Here is a 20,079-nt window from a genome sequence, read left to right on the forward strand (position 1 = left end):
CTGGATAGCGTTCGCCTGGCCCGCACAGTTTTTGGCGAAGGTTATCCACCACTGGACGCATGCCTGAGGTTCTTCTCGTGCCTGATATGAAGCTTTTTGCTGGTAACGCCACCCCGGAACTAGCACAACGTATTGCCAACCGCCTGTACACTTCTCTCGGCGACGCCGCTGTAGGTCGCTTTAGCGACGGCGAAGTCAGCGTACAAATTAACGAAAATGTACGCGGTGGTGATATTTTCATCATCCAGTCCACCTGTGCTCCAACGAACGACAACCTGATGGAATTGGTTGTTATGGTCGATGCCCTGCGCCGTGCTTCTGCAGGCCGTATCACGGCTGTTATCCCTTACTTTGGCTATGCCCGCCAGGACCGTCGCGTCCGCTCCGCGCGTGTGCCAATTACCGCTAAAGTTGTTGCTGACTTCCTCTCCAGCGTAGGCGTTGACCGTGTTCTGACGGTTGACCTGCACGCTGAGCAGATCCAGGGCTTCTTCGACGTTCCGGTTGATAACGTATTCGGCAGCCCAATCCTGCTCGAAGATATGCTGCATCTCAACCTGGACAATCCTATTGTGGTTTCTCCGGATATCGGCGGCGTGGTTCGCGCACGTGCTATTGCCAAACTGCTGAACGACACCGACATGGCGATCATCGACAAGCGTCGTCCGCGCGCTAACGTCTCTCAGGTGATGCACATCATCGGTGACGTTGCTGGCCGCGACTGCGTGCTGGTTGATGACATGATCGATACCGGCGGCACCCTGTGCAAAGCTGCGGAAGCCCTGAAAGAGCGTGGTGCTAAGCGTGTATTCGCTTATGCAACACACCCTATCTTCTCGGGTAATGCGGTAAACAACCTGCGCAACTCCGTTATTGATGAAGTTGTGGTTTGCGACACTATCCCGTTAAGTGATGAGATCAAGGCGCTGCCAAACGTGCGCACCCTGACCCTCTCCGGGATGCTGGCCGAAGCGATTCGTCGTATCAGCAACGAAGAATCTATCTCGGCTATGTTCGAACACTAATCGGACGCAGCCTGAAAACCCGCTACGGCGGGTTTTTTTGTCTGTGAGTTTCATTTGTATGATTAATGCCTCCTTCACCTGCCATTGATATGACAGATGATGCGCACACGGATGATGATTGTGAAAAACGCTTCCTCTCATGTTCTGCCCTTTCGCGCCCTCATCGACGCTTGCTGGAAAGAGAAGTACACCCTATCGCGCCTGACGCGTGACCTGATAGCCGGGATCACCGTCGGCATTATCGCCATCCCGCTGGCGATGGCGCTGGCGATAGGGAGCGGCGTGGCGCCGCAGTATGGCCTCTACACCGCCGCAGTGGCGGGGATCGTTATCGCCCTGAGCGGCGGATCGCGCTACAGCGTCTCCGGCCCCACCGCCGCCTTTGTCGTGATTCTCTATCCGGTTTCCCAGCAGTTTGGTCTTGCCGGCCTGCTGGTTGCCACCCTGATGTCAGGCGGATTTCTGATCCTGTTTGGCCTGGCGCGCTTCGGCAGGTTGATTGAGTACATCCCCCTTCCGGTGACCCTGGGCTTCACCTCCGGGATCGGGATCACTATCGGGACCATGCAGATAAAAGATTTTCTTGGCCTGCAGTTAACGCATGTGCCGGAACATTACTTGCAAAAGGTGGGCGCGCTGGCGATGGCGCTGCCGACGGTCAATCTGGGGGATGCCGCGATTGGCATCGTCACGCTCGGCACCTTAATTCTGTGGCCACGGTTAGGCATTCGCCTACCGGGGCATCTCCCGGCGCTACTGCTGGGCTGTGGGGTCATGGGCGTAGTGAACCTGTTGGGTGGGCAGGTGGCCACCATCGGTTCGCAGTTCCACTATCTGCTGGCGGATGGCACGCAGGGCAACGGTATTCCGCAGCTGTTACCCCAGTTGATTCTCCCCTGGGATATGCCGGGTTCTGATTTCACCCTGAGCTGGGATTCCCTGCAAGCCCTGCTTCCCGCCGCGTTTTCAATGGCGATGCTGGGTGCTATCGAATCACTCCTGTGCGCCGTGGTGCTGGACGGCATGACGGGCACTAAACACAACGCCAACAGTGAACTGATAGGCCAGGGGCTGGGGAATATCGTTGCGCCGTTCTTTGGCGGGATCACCGCCACGGCCGCGATTGCCCGTTCTGCCGCCAACGTACGCGCCGGGGCGACGTCGCCCATCTCCGCGGTGATCCACGCCCTGCTGGTGATCCTCGCCCTGCTGGTGCTGGCACCGTTACTCTCATGGCTGCCACTCTCGGCGATGGCTGCCCTGCTGCTGATGGTGGCCTGGAACATGAGCGAGGCGCACAAGGTAGTGAACCTGCTGCGCCGGGCCCCGAAAGACGACATCATCGTGATGCTCATCTGTATGTCCCTGACCGTCTTGTTCGACATGGTGATAGCGATTAGCGTCGGGATCGTACTGGCATCCCTGCTCTTTATGCGCCGTATTGCCCGCATGACGCGACTTGCCACGGTAAACGTCATTGTGCCCGACGACGTGCTGGTGCTGCGGGTTATCGGCCCGCTGTTCTTCGCAGCGGCAGAGGGGGTGTTTAATGACCTGGAGGCCCGAATCGTAGATAAACGCGTCGTGGTGCTGGAGTGGGACGCAGTGCCGGTACTGGATGCGGGCGGTCTGGACGCCTTCCAGCGCGTTGTGCAACGTCTGCCGGAAGGCTGTGAATTACGGATCTGTAACCTGGAGTTCCAGCCGCTGCGCAGTATGGCGCGTGCGGGGATCCAGCCAGTTGCTGGCCGCTTGTCATTCTATCCGACCCGCGACGCAGCGTTAGAAACGTTATGAATAGCGGCGCTGCATCATGATGCCAATCGCCTGTTGTAGCCAGCCAAGCACTTCAGGCGTCATCCAGGTCCCTTTCATCAGATGGGGCTCCTGCTCCATCGCCTGGCGAAATTTCTGCTGCGTCACCGGGTCGGTTCCTGCATAGGACTGAAACAGTTCGAGCCACGTTTGCGCCAGAGCCTGCGCCTGCGGGCTCGCGGCTGACAGCCCTTCCCGACAGGCCTGGTGCAGTTTCGCCACCAGCGAGGGCCACTCCATCATCCGATCAAAGTAGTGGGCGCGGGTAAAGGCCATCTCCTGCGGGGTGAGATAGCGCTGCCAGATGGCGAGCTTGCTCTCGGCAAAGGCCCGGGTGATAAAATCGAGGATATCGGTGTTGATACCGGTCTGTTCGCGCATCTGCGGCTCCACGCTGTGCATCTCGTTCAGCCGGGTCAGAAACTCGGGCTTGCCGGCGGTATCTTGTTCCAGCTGCGTCATCCAGCGGGTGGCTAATGCTGTCGCGCGCGGATCATCCACCCCAACGTTCTCTTCCAGCAACGCCTGCGCCTCGGCAACCAGCCCGCTCCAGATGTCGGCAAGCGCCTCTCCCTGTAGGGCAAACGGCAACTGCTGTAACTCTTCTTTGCTAAACCAGCGATCGTACATATTCATTAACTCCAGCGTATGTAGCCAGGACTCCAGATCGGGCTCGCCGCCGGCGGCCAGTTTGCAGCGCAGGCCAGCCAGCTGCTCTCGCAGGGTATGAATGCTGCGTAGTTGCTTATCCAGCAAGGCAATTTGCCCATCAAGCAGTTCAGCCATAGAGTGCGTATCCCGATCGAGGCAATCCTTTATCTCAGCAAGCTCCAGCCCGGCTTTAGCCAGCACCTGAATACGGTGCAGGCGCTGAACATCCGCCAGGTTATAGAGTCGGTAGCCTGCCGCACTTCTGGCGGAGGGGAGCAGTAAGCCTGTTTGTTCATAGTGGTGAAGTGTCCGGACGGTGATCCCCGCTCGCGTTGCCAACTGCCCAACCTGAATTAACATTGCTGCTCCTTTTTTCGCGCCATCGATGACACTGTGGATCCTGACGTTACGTGAGGGTCAAGGCAAGGGGCAAAAAAAAACGGCTCCCGCAGGAACCGTCATGATGGCATCCCAGATTAACTGGGCTTATGTTGATCGCGGCGACAACGTTTGTCGTAGTGGCGTACCCACCAGTATTTGTCGCAGACCTGCTCATGGCCGCTGACGCGGGCTCCTGCGAGCCAGAGAACGGCGCCCAGGAAGATGCTCAGTATCGCGCCATGCGCAAAGTATTGTGGCAGGTTAAATTGCGGAAGCTGGTTTAAAATAGAGTAACCGACGCCCCCTACCATGACGATCAATCCCAACCCCATGAGCACGTTACCGAGTAACGAAGCGTTTCTGCGTTTCATGTGTCACCTCCGGAACTTTGGGTTGCAGGGTTAACTATCCCTAATCCTGATGTGCAAAGTATAGACAGCCCCCCTTTTATTGATTGCGGGAGCGATCACATTTATGCACTTTGAGTCAACAAAACTTTACAAATAACCTATTGAGCCACTTGAAAATCTAATGATTCAGCGGGGAAATTATTCCATTCCAAAACATCGGGCGGCAGAATTTTGTCAAGCGGCGCGGCAGACAGTACACTACGCGCCAGACTTAGAACCCTCAGGAAGTTAAACGTGACGATTAAATTGATTGTCGGCCTGGCCAACCCTGGCGCGGAATATGCGGCAACCCGCCACAATGCGGGCGCATGGTATGTCGACCTGCTGGCTGAGCGGTTACGTGCCCCCCTGCGCGAAGAGCCAAAATTCTTCGGCTATACCTCCCGCATTAACCTTGCCGGGGCAGATGTGCGTCTGCTGGTGCCGACCACCTTTATGAATTTAAGCGGCAAAGCCGTGGCGGCGATGGCCACCTTTTATCGCATCAACCCGGACGAAATCCTGGTGGCGCATGATGAGCTCGACCTGCCGCCCGGCGTGGCGAAGTTTAAACTCGGTGGCGGCCACGGTGGCCATAACGGCTTAAAAGACATTATTAGCAAACTGGGCAATAACCCGAATTTCCACCGTTTGCGCGTCGGGATAGGCCATCCGGGCGATAAAAACAAAGTTGTAGGCTTTGTGTTAGGTAAACCTCCCGCCTCCGAGCAGAAATTGATCGACGACGCGGTTGACGAAGCGGTGCGTTGTACGGAGATCTGGATTAAAGAGGGCTTAACCAAAGCCACTAATCGTCTGCATGCTTTCAAAGCGCAATAAGCGGCGTCACGCCCCTTTTTTGCCCCGCGCGCTGCGGGTTACGTGTATAATAGGCGTAGTTATTTACTTTTCTTCGACTCGTTATGTTTAACGTGTTGAATATCAAGATATTAAGGTGATTCAGAAATGGGATTCAAATGCGGTATCGTTGGTCTGCCTAACGTTGGCAAATCCACCCTGTTCAATGCGCTCACGAAAGCGGGTATCGAAGCGGCTAACTTCCCGTTCTGTACCATTGAGCCAAACACCGGTGTCGTGCCGATGCCTGACTCACGCCTGGATCAGCTGGCAGAAATTGTTAAGCCACAGCGTATTCTGCCGACGACGATGGAGTTCGTGGATATCGCGGGGCTGGTAAAAGGGGCTTCTAAAGGTGAAGGTCTGGGCAACCAGTTCCTGACTAACATCCGTGAGACCGAAGCGATTGGCCACGTTGTACGTTGCTTTGAGAACGACAACATTATCCACGTGAACAACAAAGTGGATCCGGCTGACGATATCGATGTGATCAACACCGAACTGGCGCTGGCGGATCTGGATACCTGTGAACGTGCGCTGCAGCGCGTGCAGAAGAAAGCCAAAGGCGGCGACAAAGACGCGAAAGCGGAACAGGCTGCGCTGGAAAAATGTCTGCCACAGCTGGAAAACGCCGGCATGCTGCGTGCGCTGAAAAACTTGACCGACGAAGACAAAGCGGCGATCAAATATCTGAGCTTCCTGACTCTGAAGCCAACCATGTATATCGCAAACGTCAATGAAGACGGTTTCGAGAACAACCCTTACCTGGATAAAGTACGTGAAATCGCCGCTGCGGAAGGCTCCGTTGTGGTGGCGGTTTGTGCGGCTGTTGAATCCGACATCGCTGAGCTGGACGACGCCGACCGTGAAGAGTTTATGGCCGAGCTGGGTCTGGAAGAGCCGGGTCTGAACCGCGTGATCCGCGCGGGCTACCAGCTACTGAACCTGCAAACATACTTCACCGCTGGCGTGAAAGAAGTGCGCGCATGGACCATCCCGGTAGGCGCAACGGCTCCGCAGGCGGCTGGTAAAATCCATACTGACTTCGAGAAAGGCTTTATTCGTGCACAGACCATCGCCTTCGACGACTTCATCACCTATAAGGGTGAGCAAGGGGCGAAAGAGGCCGGTAAGATGCGTGCGGAAGGGAAAGATTACGTAGTGAAAGATGGCGACGTGATGAATTTCCTGTTCAACGTCTAATCTCTCCCCTGCCCAAAAAAAAATCCACGCCCCGGCGTGGATTTTTTTTTAGCTGTCCTTAGAACTCAACCCTTGCGCCAAGGTTGTAGCGGCGCCCTTCCAGGACCGACGCTTCGTTATAAGAGGTGGAATGAAGCGGATTCGCATCAAACAGGTTATAGATGCCCGCCATTAACGTCAGGTTCTTATTCACCCGATACCGCGTCCCCAGATCCATTACAGCATAGGCTTCGGTCGAGGTGGATTTACCGATATCCGGCGTGTTGCTCCGCCAGCTCGCTTTCGTCCAGAGTTCCAGATCGTTCAGCGCTTCCCAGGTCAGGGAGATATTGGCCATGCTGGTCGGGAATTCGTTCAGCGCATCCCCTTTATACTGGCCGCTCTTCTGCTCGCTGTGGGTATAGGTGTAGTTTACGTTAGCCTTCAGGGTCGGCGTGGCCTGCCAGTCACCGTTCAGCTCCAGACCATAAATTTCCGCATCACTGACGTTAAAGTACTGGGAGACCGATTCGGCTTCATAACCGTTGTAGACACACATCTGCGTCGCGGTCGCGGTACAGATGGTGTAATCGCTGATCTTGTCTTTGAATTTGGTGTGGAAGACAGTGGCATCCAGCGCCAGCGTATCCTTCTGCCAGTAAACCCCCACCTCGGTGTTGACGCTCTTCTCCGGTTTCAGGTCGTCATTACCGATACCAATCTCAGAGTAGGGATAGCTGCCATACACGCTGGTAAAGCCGGAGTTGTTCTGACGGAGGTCCGGCTTTTTATAGCCCGCAGAGACGCCGCCTTTTACTGCCCAGTTTTCATCGAGCGTCCAGTTGCCGTACAGTTTCGGCGTTACGTGGTAGCCGAAGTAGCTGTCGTGATCCAGACGCGCCGAGGTGGTCATCGTAAAGTCTGGCACAATCATCCATGCATCTTCAGCGAACACCGCCCAGCCATCGCGGCTGATCTTGCTTACCGGCGTTACCCCTGGCACCTCTTTGTCGGCGATGCCGAAGGTGTCGTCCAGCTCATTACGCGTATAGTTTGCCCCCAGCGTCAGCTTGTGATCGCCCAGGGTGAAGGTGTTGGCACTGTTGGCCTCAAAGTTATTCTGTTTGACGAATTGCGGTGACAAATACGGCACGCGGTACTCAGTACGTGCTTTTTCATAGCTGACAAAGTTCTTCGACTCGAGGATATCACCGTACCAGGCGTGCTGAGACAGCGAGATTGCATCGCGATCGAAACCCCAGTACCAGGGGTTACCGTGGCGGGTTTTCTCCTGATGCCCTTTGACCGCATTGAGATCCCAGAGCTGTGTATCGGTCGGCGACATGGAGATGGTGGCATCCAGGTTGCCCGCCTCGTGCTTAACGAAGCGCTCTTTATCGGGGCTGTCATCATCGCGACGATCCAGATAATCCGCCGCCAGGCTAACGCCCAGCTTGCCCGGAATAACGGGCCCCATCAGGAACAGATTGGTCTGGTTGGTATTACCGTATTCGCTCTTTTCCTGCAGGAAGTAGTTATCCTCCAGCACGCCGGTCCAGCTATCAAGGTTATAGCCTTTTTTGGTGATCACGTTGACCACCCCACCGATGGAGTCCGAGCCATACAGCGAAGACATAGGTCCACGAATGACCTCTATACGCTCGATGGCCGCAATCGGCGGCATAAAGGCCGCTTCGGTACCAATGTGGTGACCATATGGACGAGATTCACGGGTCCCCTGCTTGATCCCGTTCACCATATACGACGTATAGGACGAGTCCATACCGCGCATCTGCACGTCACCGGTCGCCAGGCTACCGTTGCCGCTGCCCGTTAACACACCCGGCATCTCCCGGAGTGCCTCGGTAACGTTCTGGTTCGAGCGGGTGTTCAACTCTTTCTCATTGACCACCGAGATGGTGGCCGGTGCTTCGCGGCGCTCCTGGCTGAAACCGGTGGCGGTTACTACCAGCTGATCTTCGTTCGCCGGATCGCTATCGGCGGCGATGGCGGCAGGCGTTATGCCGGTTAAGGCGAGCGAAATCGCCACGGCCATGCGTGTCCTGGTTATCACGACGTATTCCTTAAAGTTGGGTTAAATCGATCTTGAGAACGTAGTCAGCCTTATTCGCCTTCTCATCCTGTTTCACGCTGACATACAACGTGTTGGCATCGGGAGAGAGCACCAGGCTGTTAGGCATCGCCGCCGTTGTAATGGTGTGTTTGACGGCGTTGGTTTTCGCGACGATGACGCTAATCTGGCGATCGTTACGATGGGTGACATAGACCTCGTTGCGCGCGCCGTTGTAAAGCGCGGCAATGGAGTTCGGGGTGTCGATGCGTTGCTTTAGCTTGCCGGTCGCCAGCTCGACCACCAGCACATCGCGCGTATTGGTATCTGCGATATAGCCCACGCCCGCTGCGGGATTAAGCGCAATATTGAGGAAGTAATGGTCGGTCTCTTTGGGATCCACCTTCACGCGCGAAAGCACCTCTGAACTCTTGCCATCCAGGGTCACCAGCTCGCCGCTTCCGGTTACGGCATAGACTTTGTCCGCTGCAGCATCCACCGCAAACCCAACCGGATCCATCCCTTCGAGGGTTTTCGTCAGTGCCTGTTTTTGCGTATCCACGACCCACAGCAGCCCTTTTCCTTTGCCGCCCATGCCGGAGATATAAAGACGCTGATGCTTCTTATCCAGCACCGCTTCGCGCGGATGGATCCGTTTCTTAGGATCGCTGGCGTCACTCAGTTGCAGGATTTTGATCGCCTTGCCGCTGCGGGTATCCAGCGCGGTGATGGAGCCATCCAGCGCATTGCCCATCCAGAGCACGTGGTTCTCCTGATCGAGCGCCAGCGCAAAGATGCGCCGTTCGGTATCGATGCTCTTTTTCACCGCCAGAGAGTCTGCAGCCAGTTCGAAAAGGATGCCGGTGGTTTTGTCGGCCGCAAAAGAGGGGGAAGAGGCGGCATAGACCGTGTGCCGGGCGTTGTCATAGGCCAGTTCGTAAACCCCGTGCCCCAGCGCCTGGGAGTGAAAATCCTTTTCGCTAAACATTTTTGCTAACGCTGAACCAGAGTACAGGGCCAGCGCAATAGCCACTGCGCAGAATGCTTGCTTCTTACGTTGTTGAGGTGTCATGTCATTTTTCTTTACATTTAATTACGTAAAGCAAATGATAATTATTATTAATATCATATTCAATTGCACTGCAAGCTTAAATACCTACCAATTTTTGCCTTATTTGCGTATTTATTAACCACCTGATATTAAAATGCCAACCCGATCCCGCTTGGCCTTACGAAAGTACGGTGTCAGTGACCCAATGTTTACTTTTCTCCACGTCTAAAAATGCTATTACTAATAAGCAACATTTATGTAGCAATTTCAGATCAGTCAGGAGTTCCAATGAATAAGAAAAGACGCTCCGTTCCCGGCATCCGTCATTACGATGGCCCCGCCGGGGGATGGGGAGCGCTGAAAGCCACCGCCATCGCCGTACGCACTCAGATGGATGCCCTGGAAGCCCCTGCTACGCTGTTACGCACTAACCAGCCCGACGGCTTTGACTGCCCCGGCTGCGCATGGCCCGATAAAGAACACAAATCCACCTTCCAGTTTTGTGAAAACGGCGCAAAAGCCGTCACCTGGGAGGCGACCACCAAACGCGTCACGCCGGAATTTTTTGCCAACAACAGCGTCTCCTCGCTGTGGGCCAAAAGCGATTATGAGCTGGAGGGCTATGGCCGCCTGACCCACCCGATGGTGTATGACAAAGCCAGCGACACCTTCCGCCCGGTTGAGTGGCAAGAGGCATTCAGGCGAATCGGTGAGAAACTCCGTCAACTCGACCCCGACGCCGTTGAGTTCTATACCTCTGGCCGGGCGTCGAATGAAGCGGCGTTTTTACTGCAGCTTTTTGCCCGTGAGCTGGGCACCAATAACTTCCCGGACTGCTCCAATATGTGCCACGAAGCCACCAGCACCGGCCTGCCGCGCTCAATCGGCATCGGCAAAGGCACCGTATCGCTGGAAGATTTCGATAAAACCGAGCTGGTTATCTCTATCGGCCATAACCCCGGGACTAACCACCCTCGGATGATGGGCACCCTCCATGAACTCTCGCGCCGCGGCGTGCCGATCATCGTCTTCAACCCGCTGCGTGAACGCGCTCTGGAGCGCTTCGCCGATCCGCAAAGCGTGGTTGAGATGGCAACCCTGGGTTCGACAGACATCGCGTCAACCTACTTTCAGGTCAAAGCAGGCGGCGATGCCGCCGCGCTAAAAGGGATCGCCAAACATCTGCTGGAAAGGGAAGTACGCGAGGGCGGGATCCTCGACCAGCCGTTTATCGACGCACATACCCAGGGATTTGCCGATTTCGCCGCGGATATCGCGGCCACGGGCTGGGAAGAGATTGAGCAAGAGTCCGGGTTAACCCGTGAGGATCTGGACGCGGTAGCGCGCGCCTACGCTAAATCGAACGCTACTATCATTACCTATGGCATGGGTGTTACTCAGCACAACAAAGGCACCGCTAACGTGCGCCTGATTGCTGACCTGCTCCTGCTGCGCGGCAATATTGGGAAGCCCGGCGCGGGCATCTGTCCCCTGCGTGGCCATTCAAACGTACAGGGCAACCGCACGGTGGGCATTACCGAAAAACCGACCGCCGCGTTCCTGTCCCGTATCGAAGAGGTGTTTGGCTTTACCCCGCCGACAAAACATGGCCACGATGCGGTGATGGCCACCCAGGCGATGATCGCCGGTGAAGCCAAAGCGCTGATCTGCCTGGGCGGTAACTTTGCCGTGGCGATGCCCGACCATGAACAGGCGTTTCCGGCGCTGCAGAAGCTCGACCTTAGCGTTCACGTAGGCACGAAGCTAAATCGCACCCATCTGCTGGTGGCGAAAGAGACCTGGCTCTTCCCGTGCCTGGGACGCACCGAGCTGGATATGCAGCGCACCGGGCGCCAGTCGATAACGGTTGAGGACTCCATGTCGATGGTGCATGCCTCGTCGGGAAAACTGCGTCCCGCCTCGCCTCACCTGCTCTCAGAGCCGGCCATTGTGGCCGGGATGGCGAGAGCCGCCCTGCCCGACAGCAAAGTCAACTGGGAGGAGCTGGTCGCTGATTACGATCTGATCCGCGATCGTATTGAGCAGACTATTCCCGGCTTTACCGACTACAACCAGCGCATCCGCACGCCGGGCGGTTTTCGCATGCCCTTACCGCCTACCGAACGCCTCTGGCCTACCCCAAGCGGCAAAGCGATGTTCTCGGTCTTTGAGGGGGTTGATGAGAACGCCAAAGGGGTGGGCGAGAGTGTACTGCGCCTCATAACCCTGCGCAGCCATGACCAGTACAACACCACCATTTATGCCATGGATGACCGCTACCGCGGGGTCTTTGGCCGCCGCGATATTCTCTTTATGAACGAAGAGGACATGACGGAACGTGGGCTGGAGCATGGCGACAGGGTAGATATCGAAACCGCGCTGCCGGGTCACGCCCAGCATCTGGAAGATATTACGGTGGTCGCCTACAGCATCGCCCGGGGCTCGGTTGGGGCCTATTATCCGGAAGCCAACGTGCTGGTGCCGCTGGATTATCTTGATAAAGAGAGCGGCACCCCTTCTTACAAATCGGTACCCGTTCGCCTTACGCTGCGCTCGAAAGAGATCCGCCCGCTGTAGCGTTTGTCATGCCGGGCAGTACGCCCGGCATAAATTTTACTGTCGCGCATTCCCCGTTTTCTGAAGATAATCACCCGGTGAGGATAAAACGGGACGCGCGATGTTAATGAAAACACAACCACTCCACAGGGATGCCGTTTTGGCGTTTCGCGCAGGCGTATCGGCCTGTTTACCAACCATTCCGGGCTACTGGAGCATTGGCTTTGCCGCCGGCGCCATAGGCACCCTTTCCGGTTTCACCACCCTACAAACCGCACTGCTGGCCAGCCTGCTTTACGCCGGGTCGGCGCAGTTTCTGTTTTACTCCCTCTGGGCGACGGGGGCAGAGGTCGCCTCGGTGGTGTTCAGCGTTCTGCTGGTCAACCTGCGTTATTTACTGATGAGTTCAGCCATGAGCGTCTTTTTTCGCGAACACACTACCCTACAAAAGATCGTGAGCGGCCTGCTGTTAACGGACGAAACCTTCGGCGTGGCGGTACAACATGGCAGCCAGCAAAGTAAAGTCCGCTTTGCCTGGATGTTCGGGCTGAACGTTGCCGCCTGGCTAAACTGGATCCTGGCCTGCGTGGTTGGGGCATGGCTCGCCGCCGCGCTGCCACCGGCATTGATGGAGGGGCTGAGCTTTAGCCTGGTGTCGATGTTTATTGGCCTGGTGCTGATGCTGTGGTTTGCCAGCCAGCGCAAAATTCTGGAGACCTTCAGCATTTCGGCGGCGGTTATCGTCACCCTCTTCACCTCCGGGCAGACCGATATCAGCATTGTCATTATCATTGCCGCCTCGGTGGCCGCGACCCTATCGACCCTGGGTCTGCGCCTGTTCGACAAAGGAGAGCGCTAATATGGAGCGAAATATTCTGCTGGCGATCGTCGCGTCTGCCCTGGTGACCGCCCTGATGCGCACTATACCGATTCTGCTGCTGTCACGTTTCCGGCTCGCCCCGGTGGTGCAACAGTGGCTAAGCTTCATCCCCGCCGCGATCATGGCGGCGATCATCACCGCCGAGCTGCTGGGTAAACCGGCGCTTACCCCCTCCGGCATGAGTCTCTCCCTCGTGGCGGCCATCGTCGCTGCGGTGGCCGGGGTGGCGACCCGGAGCCTGTTTGCCACGGTCATCGTCGGCATGATGGCCTTCACCGCACTCAATTTCTTTTTCGGATAGACGCGTGACCCCGAGCCCGGCGGCGGCATCACGCCGGGTCAACAGTAGTTGCCACGCCTCGCGCGCCATTGCGCTAAACCCCCTGATCAGCACCCTTTCCGCCGTCGGGCTGTGAGCGACCTCCTCCAGTGCGCCGCGTAATGCCGACAGCGTCGCATCCGACGTGCCTGCCGGGGTGATGAGCGGCAGCCCCGGCGCGAGTGGGCTACGGCCGATAATAGATAACCCATGCAACAGCTCCGGCTCATGACGCTGTAATAGCGCCCAGGTCACATAGTCGATCGCGGCAATATCCGCCTGCCCTTCGCGTAGCGCCACCAGCGACTGGCGATGGCTGCCGCTAAAGAGGGTCGCAGCGAAAAAATGTGTTTCAACGCCGAGTCCGGCGATCATGCCCAACAGCACGTTATAACCGGACCAGGAGTCGGGGGCGTTACACACCACCCTTCGGCCACGAAAATCCGCTAGGGTTTTGCCCTCCTCCTCTGAGCGGGCCACCAGCCAGCTGCGGTAATGAACGCCTTCGCATCCCAGCGCCGAGTAATGAAATGCTCCCACTACCTGCACATCGGGTAGTTGGGTCATTAAAGGAAAGCCGCAACTCTGGCTCAGGAGCAGATCGGGGCTGCGCCAGTGGTGGAGAAGGTCGGCGGGCAGGACGGGTTGAAGATGATCGACGGCCAGCCCCTGCTTCACCAGTTGCGTTTTTACCGCCAGCCAGAAGGCCTGGTTGTCATCCGGATTAACCGCGTACATGGGAAAGGCGAGCGGACTGCTCATCCGCGCCTCCCGGATGGGCAGTGACATCCAACGGGCGTTTCCAGAACTGGCGTAACCATTCGCTATCCCTCCTTACCACAATTTCCTGGTTGCGCCGGTGATAACGTACCCTGTCGCGCAGCCACACCGTGCGAAGACCGTACCAGGGCCCCCCCGGCAGGTCGTGATGTAGAGAATGATAGTTGAGATCAAAAACCGCAGCTGCCGGTAAAGGAACTCACTCCGCTTGCCCGGTTACCGGTTTAACCCGCACGCCGGCAAAGACCATCACCATCGCAGCGACCAGCAGCACGCCGCTGGCGGTAAAGACGCCGCTGGCACCGTTAAGATCAAATACTGCTCCGCCCCCTGCTGCACCGGCGCTGATGGCCAGTTGAATGGAGGCCACCATTAACCCGCCGGCACTTTCCGCTTCATCCGTGACCGTAGTGGCAAGCCAGGTTGACCAGCCCACCGGCACCAGTCCAAAGGCAAACCCCCACAGCGCTACCAGCAGGCCATCCAGCATCGCCAGGTGCCCGAAAGCCGCCATCAGCAGTGCCAGGATACCCATGGCAAACGGCACCAGAGCCAGCGTGAGACGGAGGTTTCGCGCCAGCAGGTGTCCGGCAATCGAGGTCCCCACAAAGTTGGCAATACCAAAACCGAGCAGGATCAGTGAAATGGTCTCGACGCTCGCCTGGCCAACGGTCTCAAGGAAGGGGCGCAGATAGGTGAAGAAGGCAAAATGACCGCTGAAGATGAGGATGGTGGCCAGCAGGCCGCCGACCATTCCGGGGCGGCGGAGTACATGCAGCAACGTGCGCAGGCTGCCGCTGTTTTCCGGACGCATAGCAGGCAGTACCCACAGCTGCCAAAGCAGCGCCAGGCCGCTGGGGATCGCACAGAGGATAAAGACGTTACGCCAGCCAATCAGGCTGCCAAGATAGCTGCCGAGCGGTGCGGCGACCACCGTGGCAATCGACACGCCGGAGAAGATGATCGCCAGCGCTTTTGGTACATCGGCGGGGGGTACCAGGCGCATGGCGGTGGCCGTAGACATCGCCCAGAATCCACCTATCGCCACGCCCAGCAGCAGACGGCCTGCCAACAGTACCTCCAGCGAAGGGGCAAATGCCACCAGCAAGCTAGAGACAATCTGCATGATTGAGAAGAACATTAACACCCAGCGCCGATCGATGCTTTTGGTCGCCGGAGTGATCAGCAACCCCGTCACCAGCGCCACCAGCGCAGTGGCAGTCACGGTCTGCCCTGCCACGCCCTCGCTAACGCCCAGGCTTGCCGCCATTGGGGTGAGCAGGCTGGCAGGCAAAAACTCGGCGGTAATGAGCCCGAAGACCCCCAGCCCCAGTGACCAGACCGCACGCCAGGCGGGTCTGGCAGGGGTTAAGGCCTGGCTGGCCGCGATAGATGAATTCATCTGTTATTCTCCGGTTATTAAAATGTGACATCTGTCGCAAATAATAGGAAGTTCACCCCGGACGATCTATGACATATAATCTCCAATTATTGATTAATCGTCCGGAGTTGCCGTTATGACCCTCCATGCCCCTGATTTGATCAGCGAAATGCTGCGCGGAATGCGCCTCTCCGGGGTGAAATATCGCCGTATCGAAGCCAGCGCCCCCTTCGGCGTAGCGTTCAGCCATGCGCCTGGAAAGGCGCAGTTTCACTTTATTAGCCGGGGTCCGGCGGTACTGAAAATGGAGAGCGGCGCAACCTTTGCGCTGAACAGCGGCGATGCGCTGTTTATTCCCAACGGTAATTCACATGCCCTGCTCTCTGACGAACATGCCGACGTTACGCCGGTGTCGGCCTTCCCCAGCGAGCCGATTTGCAATTCGGTATGTGATATTCACTGCGAGCCGTGCCCGGACAGTGAGAATGTGATTATTTTCAGTGGATGTATGGATTTCGAACTGGGGGGGATGCAGCCGCTGATCCGCGCCATGCCGGAGGTGATGATGGTCAGCCGACTCATGTCCACCTGGCCTGAAATTCACCCGTTACTGGCCGCGATGGAACGTGAATCGACAGCCCAGCAGGTGGGTTTTGCCGGAATACTCGCCCGTCTGGCGGACGTGGTGGCCGCGCTGATTGTGCGCGGCTGGGTTGAATCCGGCTGCGGCAAAGCCACGGGTTGGGTACAGGTGCTGCGTGATCCACGCCTGAGCCGGGCGATTTATGCCATGCACCAGCAGCCAGGCATAAACTGGAGCGTGGCGGAGCTGGCCAGAGAGGCGGGGACATCGCGCTCGGTCTTTGCTGAGCGTTTTCTCTCCGCCACCGGCACGACACCGGCCAAATATCTGGGCGAGCTTCGGATGCGGCTGGCGATCCAGTATATCGGGCAGGAAAATCAGGCCATCGAAACCGTGGCACTGCGCCTGGGATACAGTTCGCTGGCGGCCTTTAGCCGGGCATTTAAGCGTATCGTTGGCCATTCGCCGGGGGCGCTGCGCGAGGCAGGCCAGGTGCCTGAGGAGATTTGACCCTCTCGCCCCCGGCCTGGCGCCGGGGTACGAAGGGTGATGTACGCGGGGGTTATAGCCAGTTTTGCCCTGGGGTTGCCCCCTCGCTGCGCTCATCGCGCGGTACTTCAATCAACAGCGAAGAGAGGTGTTTTGCCCACAGTCCGGCAACCCATTTCACGCCGCGCGCCGTAAAGCGAGCCTGCGACCAGCTGTGCTGATTTTCACCCACGCCGCTGTGCAGGGTAAAATAGCCCGCCTCAATATGATGCTGCGGCGGTACCAGGGTTCCCCCCACGCGCTGCATGATATTACGCTCCAGTAAAAATGCCCGGAACGCAGGCTCTTTCGCGTTCAGCATTTTACAAAGCTGACGAAAGCCCAGCGATGTATTCACGCTAATGAACTGATCAAAAAAGGCGGCCTTTGGGGCGGAACGGGCAAGTTCCTCCTCCGCACGCTGGCGTTTTTCGTACTGCTCGGCCCACGCGCGCGCCGCCGCTGCCGGATTAGTGAAATCAGGAAGATTGACGCTTTTCTCTCGCTCCTGCCAGCGATCCAGCATGGTGGCGGTAAAGGCCGGAGAGATGCGCGACACCGTCAGCAGGGAGTCGCGTTTGTTCAGCAAAAACTCCTGCCGCATTTCACCTTCACGCTCATACACACTCGCCGTCACCGGCTGCGAAAGACGTTGCGCCGTTTCCAGGCTTTTAACCATGCGCTTCACCTCGGTATGGGTCATACCGATCACCTTCGCGATTTCACGGCTGCTGATGGTGGCAGGCTGCTCATAGGACGGGAAACTTTCAACAGGAATTACCATAGGATTCACCCCTCACTCATACAATACTCGGGTAATTTGCTCTAATAGTATACAAATACCTGTTTAAATATCCAGTATAATTTTTGTCCATTTTACGACGCGTGCTGGCCTACCACTAACAGGATCCCATCTTTATGATCTTTAAGGTGAATGCTGTTCAGACGTGCCGAAATGCGCGGTATCACCCTTGCCATGCTCTCCGCTACCCTTCACGCGCTGGAGCTGTATGACCTCCCCGTGCTGCCAGGCATTGGCCCCCTTCGCCACCGGGTGCGCGACGATATCAGCGCGCTGACGTTTAATCTCCTGCGTATTGATCTTCAGACGACGATCGCGATCCGCCAGCAGCCCAGGATCGAGTTGCCCTTCTCCCGTGAAGCCCATCATCAGTGCCGGTATACCCAGCGGCAGGTTTTTATCCCGATCGGTATGCCAGGTGTGCCAGGTCTTGCCGTAGGTGTTCACTATTTTTTTCATTAACGCCTTATCCGCGACGGCAGGCAGCCCCGGTGCCACCAGACTCCCTGATTTCACTTCGTACTGATGGCTGTGCCAGAGTTTTTTCTCTTCTGGCGGTAAGGTATTAAAGAGACGTTCGCTGATGATGTACTCCACCCCCATCAGCCGGGCATCCCGGGTATTACCATCATAAATGACCGCCTGCATGACATCGTCATTCAGTACCGTCACATAATGATGGGCCTCCATTTGCCCATTTTTATCCCCGCTATAGAAATGGAAACCATCCAGATAAGCGCTAATGGCGTCAATAGGGGGACGAGACTGAATGACTTGCGCACCCGTTTCCAGCGTACTGAGAGTCGCAGAAGTCTTCTCTCCGGGGATCGGCGTTTGCGGCGGCGTGTTATTCGCCCCGCAGCCGACAAGCATCACCATGGCTGGAACGAACAGAGACAGAAATTTCATGAGCACTCCCTTTAAGTTAACCCGGTTATGAAGGTAGTGCAGGCTCGAGAATTAATCCGGTGAAAAGGCAAAAAAGCGCACTTTTACACTGGCCCCTGCGCAGCGGTAAATTGTCTGTAACTGCGCAAAATGCCGTATCCGGCACGCGAAATGTCTCAGATTCGTCTAAGGTTTTCAGGTGATTGATGACAGCGGACACGCTGCTCAGCAACTTAAGGAGAATCACCATGATAACACCTCAACTGCGCCCTGCGCTGCGGCTGGCAATGGGTGGCATATTGCTTGGTTTTAGCGCCTGTAGCCTTGCCGACGATGCCCCTGCCGGGCAGCCGCAATCCCCTGATATCCTGTTTGGTCCGCTGTTTAATGATGTACAGAGCGCCAAGCTCTTCCCCGACCAGAAGACCTTTGCCGACGCGGTGCCAAAAAGCGATCCGCTGATGATCCTGGCCGATTACCGTATGCAGCGAAATCAGTCCGGCTTCGATCTGCGCCATTTTGTGGATATGAACTTCACCCTGCCCAAAGCGGGCGAAAAGTATGTTCCCCCCGCAGGACAGAGTCTGCGTGAACATATCGATGGTCTCTGGCCCGTGCTGACGCGCACCACCGATACCGCCGGCAAATGGGACTCCCTGCTTCCGCTGCCTAAGCCGTACGTAGTGCCGGGCGGCCGTTTTCGTGAGGTCTATTACTGGGATAGCTATTTCACCATGCTGGGGCTGGCGCAGAGTGGCCACTGGGATAAGATTGCCGATATGGTGGCGAACTTCGGGCATGAGATCGACGCCTGGGGACACATTCCTAACGGCAACCGCAGCTACTACCTGAGCCGCTCCCAGCCGCCTTTCTTCTCACTGATGGTAGAGTTGCTGGCGACCCACGATCCCGAGGCGCTGAAGCAGTACCGTCCTCAGATGGAGAAAGAGCATGCCTACTGGATGGAGGGCGTCGATGCACTCCAGCCGGGCCAGGCTAATCAACGCGTGGTGAAACTGGAGGATGGATCCATTCTCAACCGCTACTGGGACGATCGTGACACGCCGCGTCCGGAGTCGTGGATGGATGATGTGACTACCGCCAAAAACAACCCCGATCGACCGGCGACGGAGATCTACCGGGATCTGCGTTCTGCGGCCGCTTCCGGCTGGGACTTCAGTTCGCGCTGGATGGACGACCCGAAAAAGCTGGGCACCATACGCACCACCAGCATTGTGCCGGTGGATCTGAACGCCCTGATGTTCAAGATGGAAAAACTGCTGGCAAAAGCCAGCCAGGAAGCGGGTGACAGCGCCGCAGCCAGCAAATATGACGGCCTGGCGAGCGCACGTCAGAAGGCGATGGAGAGCCACCTGTGGAATGATAAAGAGGGCTGGTATGCCGATTACGACCTGAAAACCAAAAAGGTCCGTAACCAGCTGACCGCCGCTGCACTCTTCCCGCTGTATGTGAATGCGGCTGCGCAGGATCGCGCCGATAAAGTGGCGAAGGCCACCGCGTCGCGTCTGCTGAAACCCGGTGGCATTACTACCACTATCGTTAACAGCGGTCAGCAGTGGGATGCCCCAAACGGTTGGGCGCCGCTGCAGTGGGTCGCAACCGAAGGGTTGCAGAACTACGGGCATAAAAAAGTGGCGATGGATGTGACCTGGCGCTTCCTGACCAACGTACAGCACACCTACGACCGGGAGAAAAAACTGGTGGAGAAATATGACGTCTCTACCACCGGCACAGGTGGCGGTGGCGGCGAATATCCGCTGCAGGATGGTTTCGGCTGGACTAACGGCGTGACCCTACAGATGCTGAGCCTGGTCTGTCCGAAGGAAAAACCGTGCGATAGCCTGCCCGCAAACCAACCCGCGGCAAACGATAAGCCTGCCCCGCAGGCTCAGGCCGCGCAATAAAGAAAAAGGCCCTC

Annotated in this window: 16 protein-coding genes and 1 pseudogene; 9 read left to right on the forward strand and 8 right to left on the reverse strand. The window is 57.0% G+C overall.

The features are described from left to right. The first annotated feature begins 77 nt into the window (after positions 1-77). Entirely contained in the window at positions 78-1,025 is a 948-nt protein-coding gene (gene prs, locus B2Q93_RS14040; RefSeq protein WP_040078464.1) for a ribose-phosphate diphosphokinase, read from the forward strand. A gap of 120 nt (positions 1,026-1,145) precedes the next feature. Beyond that, a complete protein-coding gene (gene dauA / locus B2Q93_RS14045; RefSeq protein WP_286933544.1) occupies positions 1,146-2,822 on the forward strand; it encodes a C4-dicarboxylic acid transporter DauA in 1,677 nt (558 codons plus the stop codon). Here the strand turns inward: dauA and B2Q93_RS14050 are convergent. After that, positions 2,817-3,851 carry a MerR family transcriptional regulator gene (locus B2Q93_RS14050; RefSeq protein WP_286933546.1) on the reverse strand — a complete coding sequence of 345 codons (1,035 nt, stop codon included), beginning with the start codon at positions 3,849-3,851 and terminating at the stop codon, positions 2,817-2,819. The two genes, dauA and B2Q93_RS14050, sit on opposite strands and share 6 nt — an antisense overlap. Before the next feature lie 116 nt (positions 3,852-3,967). Then, the gene (gene ychH / locus B2Q93_RS14055; RefSeq protein WP_046885176.1) at positions 3,968-4,243 is read right to left on the reverse strand and encodes a stress-induced protein YchH; all 276 of its coding nucleotides are present in this window, start codon (positions 4,241-4,243) and stop codon (positions 3,968-3,970) included. A 273-nt stretch (positions 4,244-4,516) separates the two neighbouring features. Between ychH and pth the strand changes: the two genes are divergently transcribed. Continuing rightward, the gene (pth, locus tag B2Q93_RS14060) at positions 4,517-5,101 is read left to right on the forward strand and encodes an aminoacyl-tRNA hydrolase (RefSeq protein ID WP_040075229.1); all 585 of its coding nucleotides are present in this window, start codon (positions 4,517-4,519) and stop codon (positions 5,099-5,101) included. 126 nt (positions 5,102-5,227) lie between these two features. Further along, positions 5,228-6,322, forward strand: coding sequence for a redox-regulated ATPase YchF (gene ychF / locus B2Q93_RS14065; protein WP_040075227.1), 1,095 nt, complete (start codon positions 5,228-5,230; stop codon positions 6,320-6,322). 58 nt (positions 6,323-6,380) lie between these two features. On the opposite strand, the gene B2Q93_RS14070 is transcribed toward ychF, so the two are convergent. Beyond that, positions 6,381-8,375 carry a TonB-dependent receptor domain-containing protein gene (locus B2Q93_RS14070; protein ID WP_207291894.1) on the reverse strand — a complete coding sequence of 665 codons (1,995 nt, stop codon included), beginning with the start codon at positions 8,373-8,375 and terminating at the stop codon, positions 6,381-6,383. Positions 8,376-8,385: 10 nt separating this feature from the next. Continuing rightward, positions 8,386-9,444, reverse strand: a complete 1,059-nt coding sequence (locus B2Q93_RS14075; protein ID WP_286933550.1) for a YncE family protein — start codon at positions 9,442-9,444, stop codon at positions 8,386-8,388. Positions 9,445-9,711: 267 nt separating this feature from the next. Between B2Q93_RS14075 and B2Q93_RS14080 the strand changes: the two genes are divergently transcribed. From B2Q93_RS14080 to B2Q93_RS14090, 3 genes are all read left to right on the forward strand, one after another. Further along, positions 9,712-12,000, forward strand: coding sequence for an FdhF/YdeP family oxidoreductase (locus tag B2Q93_RS14080; RefSeq protein WP_286933551.1), 2,289 nt, complete (start codon positions 9,712-9,714; stop codon positions 11,998-12,000). A gap of 100 nt (positions 12,001-12,100) precedes the next feature. Next, positions 12,101-12,838: an AzlC family ABC transporter permease gene (locus tag B2Q93_RS14085; RefSeq protein ID WP_286933553.1), complete on the forward strand. Its 738-nt coding sequence runs from the start codon at positions 12,101-12,103 to the stop codon at positions 12,836-12,838. 55 nt (positions 12,839-12,893) lie between these two features. Then, positions 12,894-13,160: an AzlD domain-containing protein gene (locus B2Q93_RS14090; RefSeq protein ID WP_286783680.1), complete on the forward strand. Its 267-nt coding sequence runs from the start codon at positions 12,894-12,896 to the stop codon at positions 13,158-13,160. On the opposite strand, the pseudogene B2Q93_RS14095 reads toward B2Q93_RS14090, so the two are convergent. Both B2Q93_RS14095 and B2Q93_RS14100 read right to left on the reverse strand, forming a co-directional pair. Next, positions 13,158-13,940 (reverse strand): annotated as a pseudogene (locus B2Q93_RS14095) (phosphate/phosphite/phosphonate ABC transporter substrate-binding protein); the annotation flags it as partial. The gene B2Q93_RS14090 and the pseudogene B2Q93_RS14095 overlap by 3 nt on opposite strands. A gap of 217 nt (positions 13,941-14,157) precedes the next feature. After that, positions 14,158-15,360 (reverse strand): MFS transporter, encoded by a 1,203-nt coding sequence (locus tag B2Q93_RS14100; RefSeq protein ID WP_046885153.1) that lies wholly within the window; start codon positions 15,358-15,360, stop codon positions 14,158-14,160. Between the two features lie 115 nt (positions 15,361-15,475). Between B2Q93_RS14100 and B2Q93_RS14105 the strand changes: the two genes are divergently transcribed. Then, positions 15,476-16,432: an AraC family transcriptional regulator gene (locus B2Q93_RS14105; RefSeq protein ID WP_212475659.1), complete on the forward strand. Its 957-nt coding sequence runs from the start codon at positions 15,476-15,478 to the stop codon at positions 16,430-16,432. A gap of 52 nt (positions 16,433-16,484) precedes the next feature. Here the strand turns inward: B2Q93_RS14105 and B2Q93_RS14110 are convergent, their stop codons facing one another. Both B2Q93_RS14110 and B2Q93_RS14115 read right to left on the reverse strand, forming a co-directional pair. Beyond that, the gene (locus B2Q93_RS14110; protein ID WP_040075218.1) at positions 16,485-17,234 is read right to left on the reverse strand and encodes a phage antirepressor KilAC domain-containing protein; all 750 of its coding nucleotides are present in this window, start codon (positions 17,232-17,234) and stop codon (positions 16,485-16,487) included. A gap of 141 nt (positions 17,235-17,375) precedes the next feature. Beyond that, entirely contained in the window at positions 17,376-18,161 is a 786-nt protein-coding gene (locus B2Q93_RS14115; protein ID WP_040075216.1) for an OBAP family protein, read from the reverse strand. A 227-nt stretch (positions 18,162-18,388) separates the two neighbouring features. Between B2Q93_RS14115 and B2Q93_RS14120 the strand changes: the two genes are divergently transcribed. Next, positions 18,389-20,065: an alpha,alpha-trehalase gene (locus B2Q93_RS14120; protein WP_286933554.1), complete on the forward strand. Its 1,677-nt coding sequence runs from the start codon at positions 18,389-18,391 to the stop codon at positions 20,063-20,065. Positions 20,066-20,079 lie beyond the last annotated feature (14 nt).

It is taken from the genome of Leclercia sp. UBA5958 (assembly GCF_002430365.1).
GTDB lineage: Bacteria > Pseudomonadota > Gammaproteobacteria > Enterobacterales > Enterobacteriaceae > Enterobacter > Enterobacter pneumoniae.